The sequence below is a fragment of the Bacteroides sp. 43_46 genome (assembly GCF_001915455.1).
Taxonomy (GTDB): domain Bacteria; phylum Bacteroidota; class Bacteroidia; order Bacteroidales; family Bacteroidaceae; genus Bacteroides; species Bacteroides caccae.
In genome coordinates this window covers 21,308-25,047 of record NZ_MNQN01000139.1, presented here as the reverse complement: position 1 = coordinate 25,047, position 3,740 = coordinate 21,308, and the positions used below count along the sequence as shown (strand labels likewise).

At 46.2% G+C, this 3,740-nt stretch carries 3 protein-coding genes and 1 pseudogene; 3 read left to right on the top strand and 1 reads right to left on the bottom strand.

Translation table 11 applies throughout. The features are described from left to right. The 3 genes from BHV72_RS17720 to BHV72_RS17710 all read left to right on the top strand — a co-directional run. A partial coding sequence (locus BHV72_RS17720) for an NAD(P)H-dependent glycerol-3-phosphate dehydrogenase (protein WP_286857253.1) occupies window positions 1–921 on the top strand: 921 nt, incomplete at its 5' end. Window positions 922–969: 48 nt separating this feature from the next. Then, window positions 970–2,307: a glucose-6-phosphate isomerase gene (locus BHV72_RS17715; RefSeq protein WP_005827213.1), complete on the top strand. Its 1,338-nt coding sequence runs from the start codon at window positions 970–972 to the stop codon at window positions 2,305–2,307. A gap of 18 nt (window positions 2,308–2,325) precedes the next feature. Then, entirely contained in the window at window positions 2,326–3,144 is an 819-nt protein-coding gene (locus tag BHV72_RS17710) for an inorganic diphosphatase (protein ID WP_502691123.1), read from the top strand. A 200-nt stretch (window positions 3,145–3,344) separates the two neighbouring features. Here BHV72_RS17710 and BHV72_RS17705 read toward each other — a convergent pair. Further along, window positions 3,345–3,740, bottom strand: a pseudogene (locus BHV72_RS17705) (hypothetical protein); the annotation flags it as partial.

Genomic DNA, 3,740 nt, shown 5'->3' with positions numbered 1-3,740 from the left:
CAAGCGGAGTCTATAAATTGGTACATGCGACGCGATGACCGTATTGCCGACTTCAAACGGCTTGGTCATAACCCTGCCTACTTGACGGGCGTCAAGTTTGATACCAAGCGTATCAACTTCAACTCCAACATCAATGATGTCGTGAAAGAATCTGATACGCTCATCTTCGTTACACCTTCCCCTTATCTGAAGGTTCACTTGAAGAAACTGAAGACTAAGATTAAGGATAAATTCATCATCACTGCCATTAAAGGTATTGTGCCCGATGACAACTTGATTGTCTCGGAATATTTCACTAAGGAATATGGCGTCCCGGCTGAGAATATTGCTGTATTGGCAGGTCCCTGCCATGCGGAAGAAGTGGCTCTGGAACGCCTTTCTTATTTGACCATTGCTTGTCCCGACACCGACAAGGCTTGCACCATTGCCCGCAAACTGGCCAGTTCATTCATCAAGACCTCTGTCAGTAATGACGTTGCCGGCATTGAATACAGTTCGGTGCTGAAAAATGTATATGCCATTGCAGCCGGTATTTGCAGCGGTCTGAAATATGGCGACAACTTTCAGGCTGTGCTCATGTCCAATGCCATACAGGAAATGAACAGATTCCTGCAAACGGTACATCCGCTGAACAGAAACGTAAGTGATTCCGTTTATTTAGGTGACCTGCTGGTGACGGGATATTCTAATTTCAGCCGCAACCGCACATTCGGTACGATGATTGGCAAGGGATACTCCGTAAAAAGCGCGCAGATTGAGATGGAAATGATTGCTGAAGGATATTACGGTACAAAATGTATCAAGGAAATCAACAAGCATTATCATGTCAACATGCCTATTGTAGATGCAGTATACAACATTCTGTATGAGCGTATCTCGCCGACGATTGAAATCAAGCTGCTTACCGATTCATTCCGGTAAGCGCGAAAAAAGATAAAACGAAATACTGAATTTAAAACCTAGAATATTATGATTAGTTTGAACATTGAAAAGACTCTTGGATTCATCTCCAAAGAAAACGTTTTCGCCTATGAAGCCCAAGTAAAGGCTGCACAGGAAGCATTAGAGAATGGTACCGGTAAGGGCAACGACTTCTTAGGCTGGCTGCACCTCCCCTCTTCCATCACTAAAGAGCACCTGGCCGACCTAAAGGCTACCGCACAGACGTTGCGTGACAACTGCGAGGTAGTAGTAGTTGCCGGTATTGGCGGAAGTTACCTCGGTGCACGTGCGGTGATAGAGGCTTTGTCAAACAGCTTCACTTGGTTGCAAGACAAGAAAACGGCTCCGGTCATTCTGTATGCAGGACACAATATCGGTGAAGATTATCTATATGAACTCACCGAATACTTGAAAGACAAGAAATTCGGTGTTATCAACATCTCCAAATCCGGTACTACCACTGAAACGGCCTTGGCGTTCCGTCTGTTGAAAAAGCAATGCGAAGACCAACGCGGCAAGGATATGGCAAAGAAGGTTATCGTTGCCATCACCGATGCCAAAAAGGGCGCTGCCCGCGTAACGGCCGACAACGAAGGCTACAAATCCTTCATCATCCCCGATAACGTGGGCGGACGTTTCTCCGTACTGACTCCGGTAGGCTTGCTGCCCATCGCAATAGCAGGTTTCGACATTGAGAAACTGGTTGCAGGTGCAGTTGCCATGGAAAAGGCTTGTGGAAAAGATGTTCCGTTTGCAGAAAATCCTGCTGCCATCTATGCAGCTACGCGTAACGAGCTCTACAAGAACGGTAAGAAAATTGAAATCCTCGTAAACTACAATCCCAAACTGCACTACGTAAGCGAATGGTGGAAGCAGCTTTATGGTGAATCCGAAGGTAAGGAAAACAAGGGTATCTTCCCTGCTGCCGTAGATTTCTCCACCGACCTGCACTCCATGGGACAATGGATTCAGGAAGGCGAACGTACCATCTACGAAACTGTCATCTCCGTGGAGAAGACACAGCACTCCCTGCAAGTACCTTCGGACGAAGCCAACCTCGACGGACTGAACTTCCTGGCAGGCAAGCACGTGGACGAAGTGAACAAGATGGCTGAATTGGGCACACAGCTTGCCCACGTTGACGGCGGCGTACCCAACATGCGCATCGTTATCCCTGCACTGAATGAAGAAAGCATCGGAGGTCTGCTCTACTTCTTCGAAATAGCTTGCGGTATCAGCGGTTATATTTTGGGAGTCAATCCGTTCAACCAACCGGGTGTGGAAGCATATAAGAAGAATATGTTTGCATTGCTGAACAAGCCCGGCTACGAAGAAGAGTCCAAAGCTATCCAGGCAAGACTTTGATAAATTAAGAATTGAGAGTTGAGAATTGAGAAATGGCTGCACAACAAGTGCGAAGAGAACCGTTCCCCGATTCTCAACTCTCTATTTATCTACCCCGCATTTTTAAATTCTCAATCTCCAATCTACCAAGTGTTCGAAAACTCTATCGCCCGTTATCTGGAAAAGCACGGGCACCCCTACATCCAACTGAAAGCCGTTCTTTTTGACATGGACGGTGTGTTATTCAACTCCATGCCCTACCATGCCGATGCCTGGCATAAAGTAATGGAACGTCATGGCCTGCACTTGAGCCGTGAAGAGGCATACATGCACGAGGGACGTACCGGAGCCTCCACCATCAACATCGTTTATCAACGCCAGTATGGCAAGGATGCCACTCCCGAGATGATAGAAAGCATCTATGCAGAGAAAAGCGCCGAATTCAGTACCCACCCGGAACCGGAACGTATGCCGGGTGCTTGGGAAGTGCTGCAAAAGGTAAAAGCGGCAGGACTTATTCCGGTACTTGTCACCGGTTCGGGCCAACACTCCCTGCTGAACCGCCTTGCCCACAACTTCCCTGGTATGTTTCAGCGCGACCACATGGTGACCGCCTTTGATGTGAAATACGGAAAGCCTCATCCTGAGCCTTATCTAATGGGACTGGAAAAAGCCGGAGTACAAGCCAACGAAGCTATAGTTGTAGAAAATGCACCTATCGGAGTACAAGCCGGAACAGCAGCCGGCATATTCACTGTGGCAGTCAATACCGGTCCGCTGGACAGGCAGGTATTACTGGATGCCGGAGCAGATTTATTGTTTCCGTCCATGCAGGCGGTCCATGCAGGCGCTTTGTGACGACTGGGAAAGGTTGCAAACCGCATTAGATGCCAGTAATAGCCTTCGCCACAAAGATTGACGGCGACCCAAACAATAACAGTTGATTCGAGTTTATATAACAAAGTACTACTGCATACTTTATCGGTATACAGTAGTACTTTACTGATTTTTATAGTTTAATCAATATCTAGCATGCTGCCGTATCGCTCTAAATATCATCACTTTATGTACAGAAGGCATCTATTGTCTTTCTTCTTAAAGCGCTCCAATCTATCCATTTTCTCCTTCTCGGTTTCTTTAATAGGGAACGTTATTCTACAGGTATCTTTATCATAATCATACAATTCTCTGGCAGGAACTACATAAACAGATTCCGGACTGTCACCACACCATCCAAAGCCAAAAACATAAAACAAGTTTTTTATCGGACGGTTCAACAGATTGGAATTCATATACCCCTCGTACTTTTCAATGTCTTTTATATCGAGATAAAAACCTATCTTACTTCGCCATTTACATTCTACAGCTATAATATCTCCAACTTCATGAATGGTACTCGTTGTGGTAACACACTCCATCAACAAATCCGGAGATGATGAAGACAGAGGCCTATA